This window comes from Nocardiopsis sp. NPDC055824 (assembly GCF_053616335.1).
In genome coordinates this window covers 1-1,129 of record NZ_JBSHDN010000413.1, presented here as the reverse complement: position 1 = coordinate 1,129, position 1,129 = coordinate 1, and the positions used below count along the sequence as shown (strand labels likewise).

Here is a 1,129-nt window from a genome sequence, read left to right as displayed (position 1 = left end):
CGAAGTTACGGGGGCAATTTGCCGAGTTCCTTAACCATAGTTCACCCGAACGCCTCGGTATTCTCTACCTGACCACCTGAGTCGGTTTAGGGTACGGGCCGCCATGAAACTCGCTAGAGGCTTTTCTCGACAGCATAGGATCATCCACTTCACCACAATCGGCTCGGCATCAGGTCTCAGACTATAGCCAGGCGGATTTACCTACCTGACGTCCTACACCCTTACCCCGGGACAACCACCGCCCGGGATGGACTACCTTCCTGCGTCACCCCATCACTCACCTACTACCAGCTCGGGCCACCGGCTCCACCACTTTCCATTCCCCGAAGGGTCCGGAACGGCTTCACGGACTTAGCATCGCCTGATTCGATATTGGGCGTTTCAAAGCGGGTACCGGAATATCAACCGGTTGTCCATCGACTACGCCTGTCGGCCTCGCCTTAGGTCCCGACTTACCCTGGGCAGATCAGCTTGACCCAGGAACCCTTAGTCAATCGGCGCACACGTTTCTCACGTGTGTATCGCTACTCATGCCTGCATTCTCACTCGTGAACCGTCCACAACTCGCTTCCGCGGCTGCTTCACCCGGCACACGACGCTCCCCTACCCATCACAGCGGGCGTTGGCCCTATTGCTGCAATGACACGACTTCGGCGGTACGCTTGAGCCCCGCTACATTGTCGGCGCGGAATCACTTGACCAGTGAGCTATTACGCACTCTTTCAAGGGTGGCTGCTTCTAAGCCAACCTCCTGGTTGTCTCTGCGACTCCACATCCTTTCCCACTTAGCGTACGCTTAGGGGCCTTAGTCGATGCTCTGGGCTGTTTCCCTCTCGACCATGGAGCTTATCCCCCACAGTCTCACTGCCGCGCTCTCACTTACCGGCATTCGGAGTTTGGCTAAGGTCAGTAACCCGGTAGGGCCCATCGCCTATCCAGTGCTCTACCTCCGGCAAGAAACACACGACGCTGCACCTAAATGCATTTCGGGGAGAACCAGCTATCACGGAGTTTGATTGGCCTTTCACCCCTAACCACAGGTCATCCCCCAGGTTTTCAACCCTGGTGGGTTCGGTCCTCCACGAGGTCTTACCTCCGCTTCAACCTGCCCATGGCTAGATCACTTCGC

1 rRNA gene is annotated in these 1,129 nt (G+C 57.0%); it reads right to left on the bottom strand.

What is annotated here, in order from left to right:
* Positions 1–1,129, bottom strand: a 23S ribosomal RNA gene (locus ACWGL3_RS32230); the annotation flags it as partial.